A 22,009-nucleotide genomic window follows, 5' to 3' on the forward strand; every position below is an offset into this window, starting at 1 on the left:
TTTCAACCTCTCTCCATGTGAAGAAAGAAATTATCCGGTATTAGCTCACGTTTCCGCAAGTTATCCCAGTCTTACAGGCAGGTTGCCCACGTGTTACTCACCCGTCCGCCGCTCATCTTTTGGAAGCAAGCTCCCATTCGATGCGCTCGACTTGCATGTATTAGGCACGCCGCCAGCGTTCGTCCTGAGCCAGGATCAAACTCTCATAAATGAGAGAAGTTTGTGTTCCTTCTCAATTGCTGGCAATGGTTTAAAACCATTTATCCATTATTTATTGACGTTCGTTTCGTTCAGTTTTCAAAGATCAAACTTCCAACCGCCTCATTGGCGACTTTTCTATTTTACCAAAAGTAGAATACCATGTCAATAACTTTTTTTATTTTTGTTTCCTCTTTTTAAGGAACGATTATTAATATACCACCGATTTTTCAAGTATGCAACACTTATTTTAAATTTTTATCATAAATATTTCAGAGGTACGGAATATTGTCCAGACCGTACCTCTTAATAACATGTTATGAGTCTCTTTTCCTCATTAATGGGAATAGAAGAACATCACGTATGGATGGCGAGTTGGTTAGTAACATTACCAAGCGGTCAATTCCGATTCCAAGTCCGCCAGTAGGTGGCATGCCGTATTCCAACGCTTCAACAAAGTCCTCATCCATTTCATGTGCTTCATCATTACCCTGTTCCCGTTCAAGCAATTGACTTTCAAAACGTTCTCTCTGATCAATTGGATCATTTAATTCGGTAAAGGCATTGGCGTGCTCTCGTCCTACGATAAATAATTCAAAGCGATCTGTGAATCTAGGATCTTCATCATTCTTTTTCGCTAATGGGGATATTTCAACGGGATGTCCATAAATAAATGTTGGTTGTATCAATTCTTCTTCAACCTTTTGTTCAAAGAATTCATTCACAATATGCCCAAAGGTCATATGGTCTGTTATTTCTATCCCATTTTCTTTGGCCAATTGTTTCGCTTCATCGTCACTCATATTCTCCCAGAAGTCGACTCCTGTGTATTCTTTCACAGCATCCACCATATGGAGACGACGCCATCTAGGTTCTAAGTTCACTTCATAGTCTCCATATTCAATTTTAGTGGAGCCAAGTACCTCTTTTGCGACGTGTGCAATTAAATTCTCTGTTAATTCCATAATATCTTTAAAATCAGCATAAGCTTCATACAGTTCAATCATTGTAAATTCAGGATTATGCCGAGTCGACACCCCTTCATTTCTAAATACACGGCCGATTTCATATACTTTTTCAAGGCCGCCGACAATCAGCCGTTTCAAGTGAAGCTCAATGGCAATCCGCATATAAAATGGCATGTCTAAAGCATTATGATGCGTTTCAAATGGGCGCGCAGCTGCTCCACCCGCAATCGCATGCAGCATCGGTGTTTCTACTTCCAAATACCCTTTTTCGTCCAAGTAATGCCTAATTTCATGTAAAATCCTACTTCTTTTAATAAAAGTTTCTTTACTGTTTTGATTTGTGATCAAATCAAGATAGCGTTGACGGTAGCGTTGTTCCACATCTTTTAATCCATGAAATTTGTCTGGTAATGGACGTAAAGCTTTTGTTAATAAAATAAAGTCGGTAACTTTAACGGATAACTCTCCTACTTTCGTTTTAAATACTGTTCCTGTTATCCCGACTAAATCACCTAGATCTACTGACTTAAAAAGCTCATATTGTTCTTCACCAACTACATCCTTACGTACATAAATTTGAATTTGCCCGGATAAATCCTGAATATGGGCAAAGCCCGCTTTCCCTTTTCCGCGTTTCGTCATAACCCTGCCAGCAATCGTGACTGCCTTTTCTTCCAACTCCTCTTGGGAAAGTTGTTCATATAACCCTTTGATTTCTTTTGTATCATGGGTACGTTCAAATCGTTTACCAAAGGGATCAATCCCCTTTTCTCGCAATGATTGCATTTTTTGACGTCTTACTTGCAATTGGTCGTTTACTTCTTCCTGACTCATAAAAAACACTCCATTCTAATTTAAAAAAGCGAGTATAAATAATTTAGCCATCTCCATCATGGAATAGACGTATTTTCAACCTAAAAGCGCATGCTCTTATTCTGAATCTCCGGCTTAACATGGAAGCTAGAGACCCAAAAAGCAAAAACAACTGCCAGCAATTACCGGCAGTATGAAATCACACTATCCTGCTTGTTTATCCCTTGTCGCCGCATCTTCAGAAATAAAGTCTAATAAGTTCACTAACTCTTCTCGAGTAAGGCATTGATTAATGGCATTTCTAATCTTTGCATTTCCGCAAATTCCTTTTAAATACCAAGCAGCATGTTTCCTCATTTCTCTAACCGCAATGTTTTCACCTTTTAAAGAAATTAATCGATCTAAATGAAGTTTACAAACATACATTTTTTCTTGAACAGTTGGCTCACCCATTAATTGGCCGGTTTCTAAATATTTAACTGTTTGATAGATCATCCATGGATTGCCAAGGGCAGCTCGTCCAATCATAACTCCATCAACGCCTGTTTCATCCAACATTCTCTTGGCATCCTGAGGTGTCTTTACATCTCCATTCCCAATCAAAGGAATCCCGATTGATTCTTTCACCTTTCGGATAATCTCCCAATTTGCTTCCCCTTCATACATTTGCACTCGGGTTCTGCCATGCATGGAAACGGCCGCTCCGCCTGCTTTCTCGACAGCTTGGGCATTTTCTACAGCAAAAATATGCTCTTCATCCCAACCGATTCTCATTTTAACTGTAACAGGCTTTGTTACTGCCGCTACGACACATGCGACCATGTCATAGATTTTATCAGGATCGAGAAGCCATCTAGCGCCTGCTTCACACTTAATGATCTTATTGACCGGGCACCCCATATTAATATCGATAATATCCGCATTTGTATGTTGATCTACAAATTTCGCTGCATCCACAAGCGTTTCTTTTTCTCCTCCAAAAATCTGTAGAGATAATGGCTTCTCGCGCTCATCCATATAAAGCATATTCATCGTCTTTTCATTTTTATGGACAATTCCTTTGTCACTGATCATCTCGGCACAAACTAGTCCAGCGCCAAATTCCTTAACGGTTAAGCGAAAGGGTGAGTTGCATACTCCTGCCATCGGTGCAAGGACCACTTGGTTTTTCATTTTAATATTAGCAATTTGTAACATCCAATAGCCCCTTTCCTATCAATTTTCTCACTCATCATCTGGTGTCAATTCCTCAACAGATACACCAAGTACTTCTGCTATTTTTTCTAACATCGTGTCAGTAGGTAAGCGTGTGCCACGTTCTATTTCACCAAAAACCGAAACAGAAATTCCTAAACTTTTCGCAAGCCTTTCTTGTGTAAAACCTTTTAATTTTCGAAAGGCGCGAATGCGTCTTCCCCATTTATCTGTTTCCATAACCGAACTCCTTCTTTATCAGGTATTTCGTCCAGGACTTCAACTAAAGGGGCATTTGAACTTGGAAGGACAAGACTGCTGTCGATTTCCAATAACGGAATCAGGACAAAAGCCCGCTCATTCATACGTGGATGGGGAATTTGTAAATCCTCCATCTTAACATTCTCTTCATTATACAATAAAATGTCAAGATCGATAACCCTTGGCCCCCACTTAAACTCCCGAATCCTCCCAATTTCTCGTTCAATTTCTAAACATCTGGTTAATAAATCGAGCGGAGGGAAAGATGTAGTTATTTTGATGGCCATATTTAAAAATTGATTTTGTTCTGTGTAGCCAACTGGATCTGTTTCATAAATGGAAGAAAGCTTGTCTATGTTGATTTCCTGACAGTTTCTTAATTTTTGAATTGCCTGTTTTAAGTACCCAAGTCTATTGCCTATATTAGAACCTAAAGATATAAACGCTTCATTATTCATTTTGCTCGCTCCCTCGTCATTTCGACTGCGACCGAATGATAATGTCCAGGAATAGGCGGATCTGGCTTTACCACCTTTACTGTTACACGCTGTATCATTTTATATTTTTCCAGTAAGACGGACGCTATTCTTTCAGCAACGGCCTCAATCAATTGGTATGTCTTCTCTTCTACAATTTCCTTGCAATCTCGGTAAACATCCGCATAATTAATCGTCTTCGCCAAATCATCCGTTTGCCCCGCTTCCTGAAGGTCGCTTTCTATAATGAGATTCACTAGGAATCTTTGGCCTAAACGATTTTCCTCCGGTAGCACACCATGATAGCCGTAAAATTCTAATTCATTTAAAAATATTTTATCCATATGACTCGTCCTTTTTTAACAGATTGATCTTGAACAGTTAGCCGATTCAACGATTCTTCACATTCTAATTTGCAAGAGGTGAACGCGTTTTTCCTAGTAACGTATCCATCATCGCAGCCATTCGACTGATTTCCTTGACATCATGAACACGCATCATTTGGCAACCTTTTTGAATACCATAACAGACCGTAGCGCCTGTCCCTTCCATCCGTTGATCTACAGGTAAACCTAGCGCAGTCCCGATCATTCGCTTGCGCGAGGTCGCTAGAAGAACGGGATAGCCAAGTCCCACCAATTTATCTAAGTTCCTCATCATCTCTAGATTCTCTTGGTAATCTTTCGCAAAACCAATTCCTGGATCTAAAATAATTTGCTCATCCTTCACTCCTGCCTTTTTCGCGATGGAAATACTTTTATACAAGTCATTCAGAACATCCCGAATAAAGGAAGTGTAATCTCGTTCTTCACGATTGTGCATAAGAATAATTGGTAACCCTGTTTTCGCTGCAACATCCGCAATTTCTGGATCCCTTTTCGCTCCCCAAATATCATTTATCATTGTAGCTCCAGCCGCCACAGCCCGTTCCGCTGTTTCTGCTTTATATGTATCGATGGATAGCGGAACCTCCACTTTCGCTGTTAAGGCTTCAATCACAGGAACCACTCTTGCTATTTCCTCTGCAACAGATATGGGCTCATGACCCGGTCTTGTCGATTCACCGCCAATGTCAATGATATCTGCACCAAACGCTACCATTTGAGTCGCATGTTGAACCGCCTGATGTTCATCGGTAAAGCGCCCGCCATCTGAAAAGGAATCTGGTGTGACATTTAATATGCCCATGATTAATGTTTTATTTGTAAAATCTAAATGATATCGACCACATTTTATTATTCGCTCCACTTTCAAACACCTTTCCCATTAAATAGATACTTTCAGTCTACCGCTAAACGATATTTTTGAAAAGGACATTGAGTTAGCGTAAACACCAAATTTGCACAGAAAAAGGCAAGGCCTTTAAGACCTGCCTCCCATAAATTTTTCTATTCATCCTTATCAATTAAATCTGTTTCATGATAGGTACTAGATAGTGAAATGTATCACTTTCTGGAGATTCATATTTTTCCAGCTTTTGCCCTTTTGGAACGAATTCAAATTGTTTAATCATTTGAATGAATTGAAAACAGAGAAATTCATTATCAGTTGAGCATTCCATACTAGCAAAAAGAGTTGGCTCTAGTTTCTCAAGATATCCATTTTCAGGTAAATCGTTTAAAAAAAGTTCCTGAGTTAAGATAAATCCTACCTCACCGGTTATTTCTTGCCCGGTTGAGTGAAGTTGTCGGACGAAGAAACCTGTATTTCCTTTATATCCTTTTTCTCTTAATTTTTCTAAATCAAGAATCATCACTTCATGAAAAGGTCGCGGTTTTCTACTAACTGTATGCCTATGCCAGATAAACGTTATCGGGTCTTCCCAGCGAACCAAATGTATATGAATTTGCTTCGGACTCAATCCACCAAGATACTGTTGCGCAATCTTTAATGCCGAAACTTTTATTTCTACTTCTTGCCTCCATTTTGAAAGAAGACTATTTTTTTCATATTCATCCGCATGGAGAAAATGCTTTATTTCATCTATTTGAATATCCGCATTACGAAGTGAATGAATCGTAATAGCATCACTAATCTGTTCCTCGCTGTAAGCCCTATATCCATTTTCTAATCTACATTCTGGTACTAAGAGCTTTTTACGATCGTAGAATCGAAGTGTACTGGGAGCCAATCCAGTTTTTTCCGAAAAATCCCGAATGGTCAAATACATTGTTTTCACATCATTTGATACGACCAAACGTTGATGCGATTTCCATCTGGGTCAAAAAAATGAAACCCACCCCAGCCTTTCATTGGATTACCTGCTATTTGAGATGGAGTGGTACCATTTTTTATTAACATATTATACGCATCAAAAAACTCGTCCGGTCGAATGTCAAAGTATGTACGGACTGAAGGATTTCCTTTGACCGATTTTTCGACTTTTTCAAGAAAGATATTGTCCAACAGCGTTTCATTGAGCACCATCTTATGATAGGCATCCTCTGTTTGTAGACGGGCAAAACCAAGTTCATTATCGACAGATACTTTTATAAAACCGAGATTTTTTGTATACCATTCGACTGCCTTATCCAGATCGGTTACACCAATTCGACTATTCACCTCACCAAATCCTACCACTAAAGAATTCGGGAAAAGATCCGTCTTCTGAGGATTTTCATACACAGTTAAACGAGCATTTTCATAACCGTAAAAATCAAAGCTTTTCATTCCGTTTTGCAAAGTAACGGGTTCTGTATAAGAGATATTATTTTGGGTAAAGTATTCGGTGGTTTTCTGTAAATCTTCAATTTCAAAACATAGCCTTACATTCCCTTCACCTTCATCACCTTTTTGAAAATGTTCATAATCACTTTCAAATGATTTTAACGTGACTACCCCACTTTTTGGCATTTTTAAAAATGCCTTTTTTCCAACTTGTGAGATAACCTTATCAAGACATTCCCAACCTAAGTGGTTTGTATACCAATTAACGCCTTCGTCGAAGCCATCCCAAGAAACCATAATAAAACCACCATCCCAACGAAACATCATGCTTTCCACTCTCCTTATATATGAAATTTTTAATGGTCTATTTTATCCTAAACCTTGAAGTTAGTTTAATGTCAATCCTTTTTCAATCATTTTTTATTCATTGTAAATCCACAGGACGGAGCGAACTTAGCTGTTCATCTATTTGATCCTTACTTTTTGAGCATCCTCTAAAAAATCCGAATACCCAAAAAGACAAGCCCTTTTTCAGGCCTGCCTCCGTAGTCAATATGCATCTTATTTCTTATTCATCAAACCGATAAAGCGGTGTACTTAAATAACGTTCCCCATTACTTGGAATAATCGCTAATACCTTTTTGCCTTTTCCAAGCTCTTTTGCCACTTTTAAAGCTGCGGCAATCGCTGCTCCAGAGGAAATCCCTCCTAAGATGCCTTCCTCACGCGCTGTTCTTCTGGCCCATTCAAATGCTTCTTCATTTTTTATTTTAAGGACATCGTCATAAATATTTGTGTCTAAAATACGTGGGATGAAACCTGCACCAATTCCCTGAATTTTGTGTGGTCCGGGTTTCCCACCTGATAAGACGGGTGAATCCTCGGGTTCTACTGCATAGATCTTAATGCTAGGATAGTGCTCTCTTAATACTTCTCCAGCCCCTGTGATCGTACCGCCTGTTCCAATACCAGCGACAAATCCATCGAGTTGGTCTCCCATTTGCTCTACAATTTCTTTTCCTGTAGTCAAACGATGAATCTCAGGATTGGCCTCGTTTTCAAACTGCTGAGGAACAAAAAAACCGCGCTCCTGCGCTAATTCATTCGCCTTTTTAATTGCACCGTTCATGCCTTCTGCTCCAGGCGTTAGTACTAATTCTGCACCATACGCTTTTAGTAAATTACGCCTCTCCATACTCATCGTATCCGGCATTACCAAAATTGCCCGATAACCTTTTGCGGCCGCAACCATGGCTAATCCAATACCAGTGTTGCCACTTGTTGGTTCAATGATCGTATCGCCCTCTTTGAGCTTTCCTTCCTTTTCAGCCGCTTCAATCATTGCTAACGCAATCCGATCCTTTACACTACTTCCTGGGTTCATATACTCCAGCTTTACATACACATCTGCACTCTTTTCATCTGTTATACGGTTTATTTTCACAATCGGGGTATTTCCAATAAGATCGGTTATTGAATTTGCTATATTCGCCATCTTCCCACCTCTAATTCCTAGTAATTTTATAGGTTTATTTTATGATACCATTCTAATCGCATAAAGTCAATAAAGTGATAGGTAAAATCATGTCCTGCTGGTGGGACTTGAGTTCACTCTTCACTCATTGATTACGAAAGCGAGACGGCGGTAGGCCGAATCTGTCTTTGAACACGCGGTGAAAATGAGTGTAGCTGCGAAACCCACTGTGATGGGCGATTTCCTCAAGTGTCATCGTCGTATGCTTCATCCGATCGACTGCCCCGAACAAGCGAGTTTCCAAAGCATAAGACATGATCGTTTTGCCGTAATACTCTTTGAACAGGCGGGCAGCTCGTGACGCGCTTAAATTAACGCTTTTGGCCACATCTTCGACTGTGAAGGGATGACTCACATGTCTTTCGATATAACGCTTCATCCGGGAAGCGGTATATATCAAGCGGTAAGAGGGTGTAGTTTCTTTAATCGCGCGATCCAAGTGCAGACAGACTGCCCGTAGTAAATAAGACATCAGTTCGTCATCCTTATCCTGACGGCGATTTTCCAACGTCAACGTCCGCCATAATGTAAGCAGGGACTCTTGCAATTCGATATTGACGCATAATGGCTTTGGATAACGTTCCCACCATTGCTCTATCCAGGGCCCCTGACAAAATAAGTAGTGGTCGCCACTCATAATGTGGATCGGGTGTCCACGTTTGTTGGAATTTCCCTCATTTCTTTCTACACGAAGCCAATATATTGTGCCGGGTGGCAATAAAAGAAGGCTTCCCACCTCGGTCTTAATCGTCTGGTCACCTGCACGAGCAAGAGCAGTTCCTTCTGTTTGCAAGCGGATCAGATAACTTTTTAAACCTTTTTGTTTAAATTCGTTGTATTCAAATGTCCTCTTGTGATAGGAGTAACCGCACAACAAGACTTCTGGTTCCACGTATGTCTGCCTCCTGAAATTTTAGATAGTCTCTCGGCATTCGCCTAGTCCGATAGAGTATGCTTAGTTGTCTGATTTTTTAAAAATTATATATTATATAGCTTAACATGCTCTTTTTGAAAACACTATAAAAATGACCACCTCCCCATTAGATTACACTCCATTTCAATATTGGGTTCGAAATTACTCGCTTGGAATACCGAGACTGTTAATTTAGCAGAATAGTGTATGTTTTTATCGTATACTTTATTTACAATCGGTGCAAAGTTGATAAACTTATGATGCATACAATCTGTATGCGGTACATTTTAAGAATGGAGGACAATAGATGAAAAAGCTTGTGTGGTGGGGAAGTCTGGTGTTATTGCTTACCTTAAGCCTATTGGTCGGCTGCCAAAATAAAAATAGCGCTGAGTCTGACGGTGGTTCCACGAAAAACGAGGCAACAGAAAACAGCGAGAATGTGTTGGATGGGCCGGTAACGATTACGATCTATAACCAAACGATGGGGCTGATAGATGACGATTTGGTCACTGAATTGTTCAAACCTGTCACGGACAAATACCCTGATGTCTCTTTTGAATTACTGAAAGATGTTAATTTGGAGGATATGGTGGCAGCCGGAGAGGTACCAGACATCATTACTACCAGCAACCCTATGTTGTATGATCTTATTGATATGGAACTGGCTGGAGATATGTCGAAGTTCCTCGACCGTCAAAATTTCGATTGGGGTCGCATTAATCCAGCAATCATAGACGATCTGAAGCAACAGTCGGAGACTTTCGATACGCCTGACGCCATTTATGGAATGCCTATCTCGCTCAATTACGGCTTATTAGTCTATAACAAAGAAATTTTTGATTTGTTCGGGGTGGACTATCCTGAGGCGGGCTTGACCTGGGATGAAGTCATCGACTTGGCCAGACAAGTGACAGGAACTCGGGATGGAGTCGACTACATCGGCTTTGATCCAGGATGGATTCACGAGGCCCTTCGAGCACATTCTTTATCGTATATCGATGATAACGGTGAAGTGGACTTGACGACGGACGGATTTAAGGAAGTGTTAAGTGTGTTTGACCAAGCATACAATATACCTGGGATGATCGGTGAGAATGAAGAGAATTATGGTTATGGGGGGATAACCAAGTTTATCGAAGAACGGCGACTGGCAATGTTTCCGTACTGGGTGATTCCGCTTACGAGTAGGATTCCAGTCATGGAAGAAACCGGGGTGGAATGGGATATTACTACATTTCCAGCGTTTTCCAGTACCCCTGATCTCGGTCGGAATGTTGATTATCACGCGTTTGTCATTCCCGAGACTGCGAAAAACCGGGAAGCGGCTTTACAAATTGCGGTGGAAATGATGTCAGATGAGGCACAGACTTATTTAAGTGAGCAGGTAAACAGGGTGACGGTGCTTGACAATGAGGACATCCGTGAGTCGTACGCTGCTGGTTCCGACATGTATGAAGGGAAACATTTACAGGAGATTTTCTCAATTGATCCGTCTCCGGATCGTAAACCCTCTCCATATAATAGTGAACTTGACGAAATGATGAAGGAAGTCAGGAAAAAACTCGCATTGGAAAACAAAGATGTAAACACAGTGTTGCGGGAAGCGCAAGAAGAGGCAAATAAAGTGGTGAAAGATATCCAGGCGACCCAGTAGTTTTGTGTATCCCGGTGATTGTACCGCCAGTACAAACCGTTCACACGCTTCGATAACCGCGTGAACGGTTTTTTCCTTTGGACATTGACTGAGATGATTAGGGTTGGTATGCTATGTCATTCTGGCTTGATTTTCATTCAAAATCGCCGTTTTTCTAATTGATGCGGAACAATGATTCGCTTGGAACTGCGTTTTCACTTATCCAATAAGGATTCTACCCTATGAAGAAATTCCACCCCGTGTCACTCCTATTAAAAGGAGACCTCTTTTCCTTTCCCAAAAGGTAAGAAAGCATAAATTTAGCCTAATGCTGGATCCAGCTCCAGCGCCTAGCCCCGAGAGGCTCGCAGGATGCGAGTTTTTTTCTTATCCCTGTGATTCCTTCTCTAATCCTTCTAATTCCTCCTTTGTAAAATGGTATGTTTCATTACAAAAATGGCACTGAGCATTCGCTTCCCCATCTTCCACGATCATCGCATGAATTTCCTCTTTACCTAGGCTTATAATCGCATTCGATAAACGTTCCTTTGAACAAGTACAGCGAAATTCAACGGTCTGCTTTTCCAGTATATTTACATCCTTTAGAAAACACTCCAACATTTTTTCTGGCGAATAACCATCAGCCATTAACCGAGAGACAGGCGGAGTGGCTTGCAGCTTTTGTTCAATCTCAGAAATCACTTCTTCATCAACCCCTGGCATCATCTGAATAATAAAGCCCCCTGCCGCTAAAATCGTGTTATCGGGGTTGACTAAAACACCTACGCCTACGGATGATGGTGTCTGCTCAGATTTGGCAAAGTAATAGGTGAAGTCATCACCGATTTCACCCGATACGAGGGGAACTTGACCAGAAAAATGATCTCTTAAGCCAACATCTTTCACAACCGTTAAGGTTCCATTTACGCCAACAGCCCTGCTCACATCCAATTTCCCGATCTCATTTAATTCAAAATGGGTTTGTGGATTGGTGACATAGCCACGAACATGCCCCAATGCATTAGCATCCGCCAGCACAATACCGATCGGTCCACCGCCTTCTATCTTCACCGTTATTTTATCCTCACCTTTCAGCATCGCCCCCATTATAACTCCAGCTGTCATCGTTCGACCGAGTGCCGCGGATGCTGTTGGCCATGTTTGGTGGCGGGCTTGCGCTTCTCCAACCGTGTTTGTTGTGACTGCCGCATAAGCACGAACCTGCCCATCATAGGCTATTGCTTTGACTAAGTAGTCTTCCATATAGAAGCCTCCTTTCATTGTTCGTTTCGTTTATAAATCAATTGTAAGCCTTTCAAGGTTAAATCAGGATCGACAATATCAATCATGTCTGTTTCCGTCGCAATCAAATTCGCAAGACCACCCGTTGCAATAACGGTTGGCTTGGTACGACATGTATTAATAATTCGTTGTACGATACTCTCTACCTGTCCAACGAATCCAAACAAGATGCCAGCTTGCATGGCCGCGACTGTATTTTTCCCAATAATTTCGTCCACATGAGTAATTTCGATCCGCGGTAGCTTGGCAGCTCGATTATAAAGCGCTTCTGTTGAAATGCCAATTCCTGGGGCAATCACTCCCCCCATATACTCACTTTTTTCATTGATATAGCAGAATGTTGTAGCCGTACCAAAATCTACAATAATGAGTGGACTTCCGTATTCATGAATACCCGCGACAGCATTTACGATTCGGTCTGCCCCCACTTCACGAGGATTATCATATTTAATATTTAATCCCGTTTTAATACCAGGACCTACAATCATCGGCTTCACGCGAAAATATTTCTCACACATCTTTTCTAGCGTAAACATTAATGGAGGTACAACAGAAGAAATAATCACTCCCTGAATATCTTCAAAACGAATACCCTCATATTGAAATAACATTTTGATATCCATCCCATATTCATCTTCTGTTTTATGACGATTGGTTTGCATACGCCAATGATATTTTAAATGTTCTCGATGATAAACACCAAGAACAATATTTGTATTCCCTACATCCAAAACTAAAATCAATTGTTTCACCACTTTGTCATCGGACTTTTTCTCGAAAACATCATACCATATTTCTCTTCAGGATGTGATATTCACAGACTGCGCAAAAAAATAAATTAGCCTAGAATCCCGATTCACTTGATCTAATCAGCAAAAAAGACATCCGAAGATGCCTTTTTTGCTGATTAGTACTATTCATTTCTGGGGTCGTTCTTTTCCTCATCTGGTCGTCTGGAAGGTCCTAACTTACCAGATTGACCAGCAAGCGGATCATCTTCCCGCTGTTCTGTAATCGTTAAATCTTCTTCAGTCTTTTCTTTTGGCAGAATCGTTATCGTCGGATCTTTCTTATCATCCGTACTCATTCGACCCTCAGGAAGCTTCCCGTCCTCATACAAGCTGCGGATTTGTTCAGCATCCAATGTTTCCAATTCCAGAAGAGTTTGCGCAATTAATTCAAGCTTATCTTTATGTTCCGTAAGGATCTGTGTAGCGCGGTCATAACATTGTTTAATAATGCGCTGAATTTCTAGATCAATTTCATAAGCAATCGCATCAGAATAATTCTGCTCACTGTTAATATCGCGGCCTAAGAATACTTGACCACCCTGCGATTGGCCGAATTGTAGGGGACCAAGTTTCTCACTCATTCCAAATTCTGTCACCATTTTTCGAGCAATCCCTGTTGCACGTTCGAAATCATTATGGGCTCCTGTAGAGGCTTCCCCAAAGGTAATCTCCTCTGCGACACGGCCACCTAATAAGCCTGTGATTTTATCAAGCAATTCAGGCTTTGTCATAAAGTAACGATCTTCCTTAGGAAGCATGACAGCATAACCGCCAGCTTGCCCACGCGGTACGATGGTTACTTTATGAACCATTTCCGCCTCTTCTAACACAAGTCCAATGACTGTGTGACCACCTTCATGATAGGCGACAATATTTCTTTCTTTCTTGGAAATCACACGGGTTTTCTTAGCAGGTCCCGCTATGACCCGATCTGTTGCTTCATCGACATCTTCCATATCGATTTTCTTTTTATTGAACCTTGCCGCAACCAAGGCTGCCTCATTTAGCAAGTTCTCTAAATCTGCACCTGAAAACCCTGGTGTTCTCATGGCAATGGATTTTAAATCAACGGAATCATCAAGAGGTTTATTACGTGCATGCACACGCAATACCGCTTCACGACCTTTGACATCTGGTCGATCTACTGTGATTTGCCGGTCAAAACGCCCTGGGCGCAGTAAAGCTGGGTCCAAAATATCTGGACGGTTTGTAGCGGCAATAATGATAATTCCTTCATTATCACCAAATCCATCCATTTCCACAAGCAATTGGTTCAACGTTTGTTCACGCTCATCATGCCCGCCACCAAGACCTGCACCACGTTGGCGACCAACCGCATCAATTTCATCAATAAAAATTATACATGGGGAGTTTTTCTTTGCGTTCTCGAATAAATCCCGAACACGGGATGCCCCTACCCCGACAAACATTTCAACAAAATCTGAACCACTAATGGAGAAAAATGGTACTCCTGCTTCTCCAGCCACGGCTCTTGCAAGCAAGGTTTTACCTGTTCCTGGAGGACCTACTAGTAAAATCCCTTTTGGAATACTAGCCCCCAATTCCGTGTACTTCCTTGGATCTTTTAAGAAGTCCACCACTTCTACAAGTTCTTGTTTTTCTTCGTCTGCGCCCGCTACATCTTTAAAACGGACCTTTTTCTTTTCTTCCGAATATAATCTCGCCTTACTCTTCCCGAAGTTCATCACGCGGCCTCCGCCACCTTGAGCTTGATTTAACAGGAAGAAGAATAAAACAAAGATAATAATAAACGGAATAATCCCCGTTAAAAACGAGACCCAAACACTTGTCTCTTTTGCTGGCTTCACCTCTAAATCAGTTGAGGCTTTATCGATGCGGTCTAGCATTGCAGGGCTATTCATTACATACGTAATAAAGAAATCCCCTTCTTTGGAGCCTTTCAACTGCCCTTTAATTTCATAAACGCCCCGTTCAGGTTGCATTGTATATTTTTCGATATCGCCGTTTTCCAAATGTGATACAAATTCATTATACGTAATAGGTTTTGTCACTTCATTACTGTTTTTAAACCAACTCAAAATTCCAACTAATACGAGAAAAATGAGTCCATAAAAAATGACATTTCGAAAAACCCGGTTCATTCCTTACCTCCTCCCACGGTAAAAAAACTATCTTCAATAGTATCATAGGCATTTACCTCTTTACAACTTTTCCACACTGTTTTAGATACTTTTTTGTTGTTATTCATTCTTTTCATATACTTCCGGTTTTAATACCCCAATATAGGGGAGATTACGGTATTTTTCCGCATAATCAAGTCCATAGCCAACAACAAAGGCGTCTGGAACGGTAAAGCAAGCATAGTCAGCTTTAATTTTCCCTTTCCTACGGGATGGTTTATCCAGCAAGGTGACAATTTTAATCGATTTTGCTTTTCGATAACGAAATAAATCCACCAAATAACTTAAAGTTAATCCACTGTCAATAATATCCTCAATGATTAAAATATCTCTTCCCTCAACAGGAGTGTTTAAGTCTTTCAATATTTTCACTTCTCCTGAGGAGACTGTTCCACTTCCATAGCTGGATATATCCATAAAGTCCACTTCCAAATATGTATCTATCCGCTTTAATAAATCCGTCATAAAGGGAACTGCGCCTTTTAGAACACCGATCGCAAGCGGAAAACGATCCTTATACTCATCTGTAAGCTGAGTAGCTAACTCTGAAATTTTCCGATTAATTTCTTCTTCTGTTATAAGGATTTCTTTAATATCATTTTTCATTCATCCTGCCCCCCAGGAGTAGTTTGGGTATGATAATATATTTGAATATAATCATTTCTATTTTGAGGTGTTCGTTCATAGCTGGATTTTTTCAAACCGGGGATCCACAGGAGCTTACCGGTAAAATCGGCTACAATTGGCCAAACCGCACGTTCATGTACAGGGATTTTTTGATCGATAAAAATATCTTTAATCTTTTTACTCCCTTTCATCCCTTTTAAGCTTATTTTGTCACCTGGCTTTCTAGTTCGAATAATAATGGGGAACTCAATATCTTGCGGATCCATACAAATAACCGATTGATCCGTATTTTTTGAAGCATCCTGTATCCTTTTTATTCCCAAGATTCCACCATTCGGCAATATCACTTCATTCCCCTCATATAACTCGTAATAATAAGGCGCTACCTGGCATTTTTCCATAAAAGTAAAATGACATAATGTATAAGACCTTAAAATCTTTAGCCCTTTAGGAAAATCGAGCCTCCCAGACGGATTTTTAGCTCTTACTAAACGCTGTATTAGATCAATATGTATACCCCTAATATCAAGTGTATGATAATGGTAAAGATAGTTTAATATTAGATGAATCACTCTTCTTTGTAAAGGTAAAGGTACCATCAAAAAGGAGGGAATAGAAAAACGAATTCCTTCATTTTCATTGACTTGACATATTTGTTGAAAATGATCCTGTGCTTGTCTTTGTAAATAGGCTTCATCTTCGCTTATCTCCTCATGAAAGCGTTGAAAATGTTCTAAGACTTGCGCATTTTCTTGTTTTAAAAAAGGAAGAACATCTAATCGAAAGCGATTCCTAGTGTAATTTCTTTTTTGGTTACTTGGATCTAAACGTGGTTCAAGTTGGGAAGACTCGCAATACTCTTCAATTTCCTGCTTAGAGACGGCGAGCAAAGGGCGAATAATCTCCCAATCTTCACCAAATCGACGTTTAATTGGAATTCCCGCTCTTGCAGGCCCACTTGCCCCCCTTGTCAATCTCATCAAGATCGTTTCTATTTGGTCATCACCATGATGAGCAACCACCAGCTTATTAGCTTGGAGCTCCTTCATCACTTTTTCAAAAAATTGATAACGATAATGCCTTGCTGTTTCCTGCAAACCTGTTTGCTCCCTTTCCATCATAAGCGAAATGTCAATCGCTGCACTCTTAAAGGGAACAGACTGTTTTAGACAATAATCCTTTACAAATAAAAGATCTTGTTTCGACTCCTCCCCCCTTAACATATGGTCAACATGGGCCACCGCTATTTGAATATCATATTTCTCTTTCCGTTTAATCAAAAAGTCTACCATTGCTAGTGAATCGGGACCTCCTGATACGGCTGCCACAAGGTAATCTCCTGCTTGAATCAAACTGTGCTTTTTTATAAAAGCTTCTGTTTTTCGCTCAAATTGCAACATATTTACCATTCCTTTTTGCGTAACAGTGCGTGTTCAAAAAGGAGGATAAAAAGGACCAAGAAGTTCAAGGCGGCGCAGTTTCGAGCAGCGGAATGTATGCTTTTAAATACATGAGCAGCGGAGAAACAAGCCAACGAAGAAATTCGCTTATGTCTTTTTACCGGACTTTTTGAACGTTCTCTAACAGGTTTTCACCTATTACTTTACCATTTCATCTCATAAAAGGTAACTGTAAATATAAAGTGCATATAGGACAAGGGTCAGTAATAAAACGATCACCGTTTCTGTTAACGAGCCCGATTTTTTCTTTCTCCGCCTTGATGAATATCTTCTTGCGTAGGATTGTGGCTTCTCTTTTTTTTCGGATAATAAAATAAGCAACTCCTCTTTCATTTTTTTAGCGGAATGATATTTTCCCATTAATGCCTTTTGTAAAACAGGTCCAAAGCGCGATAAATCGGATTGTGCATTGATCAGTTGAATCAATTGTTTCCCACCATCTCCCCCTTTTGTAAATTTTTTCGGATAATACATATGAATAAAAAGCATGGCTGTTGAAAACAAGTCATAAGAAGGTTCAGCCTTCCTACTTCCTAACCCCCAATAGCCGCGATCAAAAAACTCCGTGAACTCTTTCACGGCTCGTCCATTCAATGTTGTCCCTCCCACATCAATAAAACGAATCCTTGGAGGTGGTCCAGAGACAATTAAATTTTCTGGCTTCAAATCGCCAAAAGCCCATCCCTCTCGGTGTAATTTCTCTAACACATCTAAAAGCTGAACGATCATAACACCTGTCCATGTCTGCCCATTTCTACGTATAAAGGTAAGCAAATCCGGACCTTGTATATATTCCATCGCGTAAAAGTGAATTCTCCCCTTTGGACTCTCCCAATCATCTATCTCATGCAAAGAAGGCCCTGGGGAAGCCCCCTGGACCTTAGCGAAAGCTTTCAGAACATTGACCTCTGATGTGATCGAAAGGCTGTCGGTGCTCATTTTTAAAGCTGTATGACCATTCTTCCCTTTAGCAAGATAAACGATCCCATTTGCTCCAGAACCAAGTTCCTTAAGTAAATGGTAACGACCTCCATGCCATTTTCCTGTTACGATTGTCCCGGAAGCAAATTTACATTGAGTCTTCCATGTATTCATCATCATTCGCTAGCAATCCTCTCAAAGAGCGCCTTTTTTTAAAATAGGTCATGGCCTCACGTAAAGCAGGACCGGTTGGTGTAATTCCACCGACTGCTAGTTTGGGAAAGGTCGATGTTAGTAATTCCAGATTAGGGGTCCAGTCTAAAAGCTTTTCGACTTCCTTTCGTTTCCCGGGAAATATAAAAACAGCGAAGCGATTAGCACCCATCCGTGCATTTAAACTTAAAGAAAGGTCTAATAATGCTTCTTTTACTGTTGGTAACTTGGATTTCATACTGGCACTTGTATCAACTAAAACTAACACTTCCATATCCGCTGTTTCTCCAAGTTCATCGACAACCTCTAATATTTCACCACGTTGATCAGGCGGGAGCTCCTCCATATCCGTTTCCTTCCCAAGGATTTGCCGTAATTCTTTATTGACAACACCTTGTAAGGTTTGTGTCATCGCCTTTCTTGTGACCATTTGCACAGTTTGTGATAATTCCGCACTTATAACGATTTGGCTGATCCCACCACCAGACGCCGCAATCCCTTCAATTTCTTGCACACCTTTTTGTTCCATTGCATCATTTTCAACCACACCAATCACATTGACTGTGATCCCATTTTCTTTGGCCAAAGCCGCCACGGCAAGCGGATCCTCCCCTTGATTAGAGCATCCATCGGTTATCAGTAAAATTTGTTTTAAAGGACTTTTTGGCATAAGCTCTCCTCCAATTTGACGATTAAACAGGACAAAATCTTGAGGATGAACGGCTAAAGGTGCGACAACAATCGCTGCGCCGTTCTGCCCCACGTCCTGTGGGCCTAAAGGTGCGACAACAGTCACAACCCCATCCTGACCAACATCCTGTTGGCCTCCTGTTTTTACCATCCTTGCCCCGAATAGGGAATTTTATACTATATATTTAGGAGATTTTCATTCCCTTACTTTTAATTGGAATAGCAGCCCATTTAGGGGTATTATGTTTAATTTTTAATACCATAATGGTCATATCATCTGAAATTGTTCCGGAGCAAGTACGAATAACTTCTTCCATAATTAAATCAGATATGGACTGTGGGTCATCCGTTTCAATTTCTTTAAGTTTGCGTTTCATCCATATTTCATAATTCTCCACATTTTTAGGGCCTTCGAAAATGCCATCACTCATCATCACCAGCAAGTCTCCAGCCTTTAATTGTTCCGTGACAACATCTACATCAAACTCTTGAATCATTCCTATTGGTAAATTCGCTGCCTCAATTTTCAACACCTTATTTCCTCTTTTGATAAAACTAGGGGTAGAACCAATTTTTAAAAATTTTGTTTGCGCATCTTGTAAATCAATCACAGCTAAATCTAATGTGGAGAAAATTTCATCTGTTGATCGCAAGGACAAAATCGAATTAACAGACTTGATGGCCACTTTTTCTTCTATACCAGACTTCAAAATCTTTTGTAATAGTTTTAATGTTTCACTGCTCTCATGGTGAGCTCTTTGCCCATTTCCCATACCATCACTAATCGCTGCCGCAAATTTTCCGGGGCCTAACTCAATCATGGAATAGCTATCTCCAGAAAGAAACCCACCTCCTTTTGCCGCATGGGCAACACCCGTTTCCACTACATATGTCTTGGCAGAGCGAAATGTCGCATAAAGAAAATTAAAGGAACCTTGCTCCTCCTTTTGGACAATGATCGTTTCATTTAAAATATCGGATAGTAATGGGGCGATGATTTTTTCGCATTCACCTAATACGTTTTGACTGGGTAAGGTGATATCGATATCGATATTTCCTGGTACAAGACTATAAATTTCTACCTCTTCAATTTCAATCCCAAAATCTTGTAAAGCATCCAATATCATTTCCTCTTGTCTTTGATGATTGACTTGTTCCCTTTGGATCTCCTTTGCAAAATCTCCCATCACTTCAGATACACCCAAAAGCTGCTCCGCAACTAATTTCCTACTTTCTTTTACTTGTAATTTCAATTGCTGATTCGCTTGGTATACATTTAATCCCTGATGAATTGCATTTTTCACCTTTTGAGATCGATTACAGTGCCGCTCTAGTTGTTGATTGAGAGAAGTAGGAATGGTTCCCGTATTTTCATCCATTTCATGCATAATCTTCTTCATTAAATCATAAGTTGTATCAAAGTTATCAGAACCCCAACAATGAGCTTTTTTATAACACATTTGACAGGTCTTCTCTGTGACATCACTTAGAAAATAATCAAATTCTTTTTCCACTTTCTCAGATTCGTTTACTTTTTCCGTTTGTGTAAAACTATTGGATAAAGCCTGAAAAACAGACGAAAATTGTTCCACTCTTTTTGCCGTAATATCGCGAATTTTCCGAGCATATCTTTGCTGATCCTGGGTATATTCATTTGTACCAGGTATGTAACGCGCTATATTTTCAGTCCAACTTTTAGGTGTTATGAGAAGAAGGAAAATGGCAATACTTGATTCATAGATCGTATCGAGTAGGGGAGAATTCGCTTCCCCATATAATCCCATCAATAATGTGGCAATCATAAGGCCGAAAGCCGTACCAATTTGCTTTCCTTCTTTTAATAAACCACCTAATAATCCTGAAAATGCAAGTAAACTCATTTGCATAAGGCTACTTACACTGGCCAAGCTAAAGATAAGTCCGGTGACCACGCCGACAGTGGACCCAACGGTTGCCCCTGCCGTAAAAGCAAAAAGAACGACAAGATACCGAGATAGAATATGCTCTACCGAAAGATCATACAATGTCCAACCAATTGTTCCAGTCATAATAGAGGCGAGTAAAATAATGAGGCTTACAACCTCCTCTGTCTTTAAAGACTTTTTCCTCTTTTTAGATGTAAGAAAAGGGATACTCTGCATAAAAATAAAAATGAGAACAAAACTGAGGCTAGCTTCCACTCCAGCCATTAAAGCATCAAACGACGATAAAGTTTGTCCATTTTGAAAGAATAACCATCCACATTTGACTAAAAAGGAAATAAAGAACACCGCATAAGGTAATACTTTTGCACTCTGTTGAACAATCAAAGATAGCAGCTTGAGGCTAATGAGATAAATGAAACAAAGTCCGAATGTATAAATAGCCTGGCCTATCCCAAGTGTTAGGGAACCTATCAAAAGGCCAAAAAGGACAATAGGTGCCTTATCTTTTTTCAATAAATAGACAACAGCAAAGAACGACAATACAAATGGCGTTAACTCTGACAAAATAAGAGCTCGTCCTAAAAGCAGGGCAACTAAAAATAAAGCCAAGCCTTTTTGCAAAATAAGGATTTCCAGTTTTTGTGTCACTTTCTTAAATCCGCTTGAAATGTCTAGCTTTGTCCCACGTAAAGCCGAATTGTGAATGGACGGTTCCATAAAACCTTTTTCTCCTTTTTCCATTTTTAATTGCACTCCCCCACACAAAGTTATAATTGGCTATATTATAAAGGAGCTTATTCTAAAACTTTGTCAATTCAAAGGAGCTCTTTAAAAGAAAAGTTCGACTAAATGAGGCAAAATCCCAAATGATTAGAACATTGCACGAAGTTCCTACATAAAACACAAAAAAATACAAGCCTCTTGTAAAAAAACAAGAAACTTGTATCAGGCGCCTCCGCTTTTCTCGGTATAGCGGTGGAGGGGATCGAACCCCCGACCTCACGGGTATGAACCGTACGCTCTAGCCGGCTGAGCTACACCGCCTTGTCTATCATGCCAATGGCACAAAATTTATAATACATCCATCCAAAATGCTTGTCAATGGTTATTTTCTGCATAAAAATAAAATGACCCTGCCCTAGTAAAAACTGAAAAGAGAAAGGTCACTTTATTTCATGATAAAAAGCGATGAAATAAGCTGTTCGGTCAAATGCCCAACGACAAGCAAACTTTTCGATTCTGGTTATTATCCATACAA

General features: G+C 40.2%; 19 protein-coding genes, 1 tRNA gene and 1 rRNA gene. 1 reads left to right on the forward strand and 20 read right to left on the reverse strand.

Annotated elements, in window-relative coordinates:
- The 11 genes from MUB24_RS19435 to MUB24_RS19485 form a co-directional block, all read right to left on the reverse strand.
- Nucleotides 1-211 (reverse strand): 16S ribosomal RNA (locus MUB24_RS19435); the annotation flags it as partial.
- A 304-nt stretch (nt 212-515) separates the two neighbouring features.
- Complete coding sequence (gene lysS, locus MUB24_RS19440) at nt 516-2,000, reverse strand: lysine--tRNA ligase (RefSeq protein ID WP_244707058.1); 1,485 nt, start codon at nt 1,998-2,000, stop codon at nt 516-518.
- Between the two features lie 183 nt (nt 2,001-2,183).
- The gene (dusB, locus tag MUB24_RS19445) at nt 2,184-3,176 is read right to left on the reverse strand and encodes a tRNA dihydrouridine synthase DusB (protein WP_244707060.1); all 993 of its coding nucleotides are present in this window, start codon (nt 3,174-3,176) and stop codon (nt 2,184-2,186) included.
- A 27-nt stretch (nt 3,177-3,203) separates the two neighbouring features.
- Nucleotides 3,204-3,413 (reverse strand): helix-turn-helix domain-containing protein, encoded by a 210-nt coding sequence (locus MUB24_RS19450; RefSeq protein WP_244707062.1) that lies wholly within the window; start codon nt 3,411-3,413, stop codon nt 3,204-3,206.
- Entirely contained in the window at nt 3,365-3,892 is a 528-nt protein-coding gene (folK, locus tag MUB24_RS19455; RefSeq protein ID WP_244707064.1) for a 2-amino-4-hydroxy-6-hydroxymethyldihydropteridine diphosphokinase, read from the reverse strand. The genes MUB24_RS19450 and folK overlap by 49 nt, the downstream gene beginning before the upstream one ends.
- Nucleotides 3,889-4,254, reverse strand: coding sequence for a dihydroneopterin aldolase (gene folB / locus MUB24_RS19460; protein WP_244707066.1), 366 nt, complete (start codon nt 4,252-4,254; stop codon nt 3,889-3,891). Before folB ends, folK begins: the two co-directional genes overlap by 4 nt.
- Nucleotides 4,255-4,318: 64 nt before the next feature.
- A complete protein-coding gene (folP, locus tag MUB24_RS19465) occupies nt 4,319-5,146 on the reverse strand; it encodes a dihydropteroate synthase (RefSeq protein ID WP_244707114.1) in 828 nt (275 codons plus the stop codon).
- 169 nt (nt 5,147-5,315) lie between these two features.
- Nucleotides 5,316-6,080 carry a MerR family transcriptional regulator gene (locus tag MUB24_RS19470; protein ID WP_244707068.1) on the reverse strand — a complete coding sequence of 255 codons (765 nt, stop codon included), beginning with the start codon at nt 6,078-6,080 and terminating at the stop codon, nt 5,316-5,318.
- Between the two features lie 5 nt (nt 6,081-6,085).
- On the reverse strand, nt 6,086-6,904 hold the full coding sequence (locus tag MUB24_RS19475) for a VOC family protein (RefSeq protein WP_244707070.1): 819 nt from the start codon (nt 6,902-6,904) through the stop codon (nt 6,086-6,088).
- Between the two features lie 241 nt (nt 6,905-7,145).
- Complete coding sequence (gene cysK / locus MUB24_RS19480) at nt 7,146-8,072, reverse strand: cysteine synthase A (RefSeq protein WP_244707072.1); 927 nt, start codon at nt 8,070-8,072, stop codon at nt 7,146-7,148.
- Nucleotides 8,073-8,196: 124 nt separating this feature from the next.
- Nucleotides 8,197-9,003: a helix-turn-helix domain-containing protein gene (locus MUB24_RS19485; RefSeq protein ID WP_244707075.1), complete on the reverse strand. Its 807-nt coding sequence runs from the start codon at nt 9,001-9,003 to the stop codon at nt 8,197-8,199.
- A gap of 328 nt (nt 9,004-9,331) precedes the next feature.
- On the opposite strand from MUB24_RS19485, the gene MUB24_RS19490 reads away from it, so the two are divergent.
- Nucleotides 9,332-10,681: an ABC transporter substrate-binding protein gene (locus MUB24_RS19490; protein WP_244707077.1), complete on the forward strand. Its 1,350-nt coding sequence runs from the start codon at nt 9,332-9,334 to the stop codon at nt 10,679-10,681.
- A gap of 366 nt (nt 10,682-11,047) precedes the next feature.
- Here MUB24_RS19490 and hslO read toward each other — a convergent pair whose 3' ends face one another.
- The 9 genes from hslO to MUB24_RS19535 form a co-directional block, all read right to left on the reverse strand.
- Nucleotides 11,048-11,923 (reverse strand): Hsp33 family molecular chaperone HslO, encoded by an 876-nt coding sequence (hslO, locus tag MUB24_RS19495; protein ID WP_244707079.1) that lies wholly within the window; start codon nt 11,921-11,923, stop codon nt 11,048-11,050.
- Nucleotides 11,924-11,937: 14 nt separating this feature from the next.
- Nucleotides 11,938-12,705 carry a type III pantothenate kinase gene (locus MUB24_RS19500; protein WP_244707082.1) on the reverse strand — a complete coding sequence of 256 codons (768 nt, stop codon included), beginning with the start codon at nt 12,703-12,705 and terminating at the stop codon, nt 11,938-11,940.
- A gap of 170 nt (nt 12,706-12,875) precedes the next feature.
- The gene (gene ftsH, locus MUB24_RS19505) at nt 12,876-14,876 is read right to left on the reverse strand and encodes an ATP-dependent zinc metalloprotease FtsH (RefSeq protein ID WP_244707084.1); all 2,001 of its coding nucleotides are present in this window, start codon (nt 14,874-14,876) and stop codon (nt 12,876-12,878) included.
- 99 nt (nt 14,877-14,975) lie between these two features.
- Nucleotides 14,976-15,521: a hypoxanthine phosphoribosyltransferase gene (gene hpt / locus MUB24_RS19510; RefSeq protein ID WP_244707086.1), complete on the reverse strand. Its 546-nt coding sequence runs from the start codon at nt 15,519-15,521 to the stop codon at nt 14,976-14,978.
- Nucleotides 15,518-16,942 (reverse strand): tRNA lysidine(34) synthetase TilS, encoded by a 1,425-nt coding sequence (gene tilS, locus MUB24_RS19515; protein ID WP_244707088.1) that lies wholly within the window; start codon nt 16,940-16,942, stop codon nt 15,518-15,520. The genes hpt and tilS overlap by 4 nt, the downstream gene beginning before the upstream one ends.
- A 216-nt stretch (nt 16,943-17,158) precedes the next feature.
- Entirely contained in the window at nt 17,159-18,103 is a 945-nt protein-coding gene (locus tag MUB24_RS19520; protein WP_244707090.1) for a protein kinase domain-containing protein, read from the reverse strand.
- Entirely contained in the window at nt 18,072-18,806 is a 735-nt protein-coding gene (locus MUB24_RS19525; protein WP_244707115.1) for a VWA domain-containing protein, read from the reverse strand. Before MUB24_RS19525 ends, MUB24_RS19520 begins: the two co-directional genes overlap by 32 nt.
- Before the next feature lie 205 nt (nt 18,807-19,011).
- A complete protein-coding gene (gene spoIIE / locus MUB24_RS19530) occupies nt 19,012-21,492 on the reverse strand; it encodes a stage II sporulation protein E (protein WP_244707092.1) in 2,481 nt (826 codons plus the stop codon).
- Between the two features lie 229 nt (nt 21,493-21,721).
- Nucleotides 21,722-21,795: transfer RNA gene (locus MUB24_RS19535), tRNA-Met, on the reverse strand.
- Between the last annotated feature and the right edge of the window lie 214 nt (nt 21,796-22,009).

It is taken from the genome of Lederbergia sp. NSJ-179, from assembly GCF_022867885.1.
Classification (GTDB): Bacteria; Bacillota; Bacilli; order Bacillales; family Bacillaceae_C; genus Lederbergia.

Bases quoted from the DNA above. Each gene is read 5' to 3' on its own strand.
- MUB24_RS19470 (WP_244707068.1), bottom strand. From the start codon at position 6,080: ATGTATTTGACCATTCGGGATTTTTCGGAAAAAACTGGATTGGCTCCC.
- MUB24_RS19525 (WP_244707115.1), bottom strand. From the start codon at position 18,806: ATGCCAAAAAGTCCTTTAAAACAAATTTTACTGATAACCGATGGATGC.
- cysK (WP_244707072.1), bottom strand. From the start codon at position 8,072: ATGGCGAATATAGCAAATTCAATAACCGATCTTATTGGAAATACCCCG.
- spoIIE (WP_244707092.1), bottom strand. From the start codon at position 21,492: ATGGAAAAAGGAGAAAAAGGTTTTATGGAACCGTCCATTCACAATTCG.
- MUB24_RS19450 (WP_244707062.1), bottom strand. From the start codon at position 3,413: ATGGAAACAGATAAATGGGGAAGACGCATTCGCGCCTTTCGAAAATTA.
- MUB24_RS19475 (WP_244707070.1), bottom strand. From the start codon at position 6,904: ATGATGTTTCGTTGGGATGGTGGTTTTATTATGGTTTCTTGGGATGGC.
- ftsH (WP_244707084.1), bottom strand. From the start codon at position 14,876: ATGAACCGGGTTTTTCGAAATGTCATTTTTTATGGACTCATTTTTCTC.
- dusB (WP_244707060.1), bottom strand. From the start codon at position 3,176: ATGTTACAAATTGCTAATATTAAAATGAAAAACCAAGTGGTCCTTGCA.
- hpt (WP_244707086.1), bottom strand. From the start codon at position 15,521: ATGAAAAATGATATTAAAGAAATCCTTATAACAGAAGAAGAAATTAAT.
- MUB24_RS19520 (WP_244707090.1), bottom strand. From the start codon at position 18,103: ATGATGATGAATACATGGAAGACTCAATGTAAATTTGCTTCCGGGACA.
- folK (WP_244707064.1), bottom strand. From the start codon at position 3,892: ATGAATAATGAAGCGTTTATATCTTTAGGTTCTAATATAGGCAATAGA.
- hslO (WP_244707079.1), bottom strand. From the start codon at position 11,923: ATGGAAGACTACTTAGTCAAAGCAATAGCCTATGATGGGCAGGTTCGT.
- lysS (WP_244707058.1), bottom strand. From the start codon at position 2,000: ATGAGTCAGGAAGAAGTAAACGACCAATTGCAAGTAAGACGTCAAAAA.
- MUB24_RS19490 (WP_244707077.1), top strand. From the start codon at position 9,332: ATGAAAAAGCTTGTGTGGTGGGGAAGTCTGGTGTTATTGCTTACCTTA.
- folB (WP_244707066.1), bottom strand. From the start codon at position 4,254: ATGGATAAAATATTTTTAAATGAATTAGAATTTTACGGCTATCATGGT.
- tilS (WP_244707088.1), bottom strand. From the start codon at position 16,942: ATGTTGCAATTTGAGCGAAAAACAGAAGCTTTTATAAAAAAGCACAGT.